The sequence below is a fragment of the Fulvivirga lutimaris genome (assembly GCF_009711525.1).
In the GTDB taxonomy this organism is placed as follows: domain Bacteria; phylum Bacteroidota; class Bacteroidia; order Cytophagales; family Cyclobacteriaceae; genus Fulvivirga; species Fulvivirga lutimaris.
This window is the reverse complement of record NZ_SMLV01000341.1, coordinates 1-839: the sequence shown is the minus strand read 5'-3', so window position 1 is coordinate 839 and position 839 is coordinate 1. Positions and strand designations below refer to the sequence as shown.

Below are 839 nucleotides of genomic sequence, written 5' to 3'. Positions count from 1 at the left end.
GGTTCAAATCAGGGTGATACTTACGGGCTAGTTTCCTGTAGGCTGCTTTAATTTCCTTGTCAGTGGCTGTTTTACTAATGCCTAAGATTTTATAATAATCTATGAACGCCATTTATAATTGATTTTATTCTTTTTGGGGTATTAGAGACTATGATTCATGATTTGTTTCACCTGTATAAAATTACTTAAATATTGAATGCACACCTAGTAACTGTGTTTGCAGAACACATGATTAATATCACCTAATAAAGACTCATCAATCGATAATTACCGTTTAAATCAAGTTAAAGGAGACTTGTTTTTAAAACAGCTTTTATCCCATCTTCACCAAAATCTCTCTCATCAGCTTGGCGGCCAGAAAGGCGGTCCTACTTGCTTATGATGTGAAACATCGGGAGCAAAATGGGGATGTTTAGGAAGGGCCCCAATTTGCAGTGCAACGGCAATGTTATTATCAAAGATCAATTCATAAAGTCCGAAGTGCTCAACAATCTGGTTAATACTCCAGTCTTTATGGCTTTCCTTAAAATTCCACTGGGCTTCAGTACGGTCTTTTGCTTCATCAATTAAATCCTGCTTGGAGCGTATTAAGTTGTCCAATAAATATTGTCTGTCTGCTTTAGTCCATACGGGTGACTCGGACGTTTTTTCCATTTCTGTCTGTGCCTGGCTAAAAATAACGCAACTCAAAATAAGAACTATTGTAATATGGGGTGATTTCATATGATTAAAATACTCAAATAATTGAATGCTTTAGCCGGTCTTGTTCTGGTGTCTTAAGGATATTCCGGCATGAACCTTTGACAGCCATGAAGTTAGAAGTAAGCAGCATTTGTCAC

At 37.1% G+C, this 839-nt stretch carries 2 protein-coding genes; both read right to left on the bottom strand.

Translation table 11 applies throughout. The features are described from left to right. On the bottom strand, positions 1-112 hold a 112-nt coding region (locus E1140_RS21765; RefSeq protein ID WP_246202738.1), incomplete at its 3' end, for a DnaJ domain-containing protein. Positions 113-342: 230 nt separating this feature from the next. Further along, positions 343-654 (bottom strand): hypothetical protein, encoded by a 312-nt coding sequence (locus E1140_RS07850; protein WP_185153477.1) that lies wholly within the window; start codon positions 652-654, stop codon positions 343-345. Between the last annotated feature and the right edge of the window lie 185 nt (positions 655-839).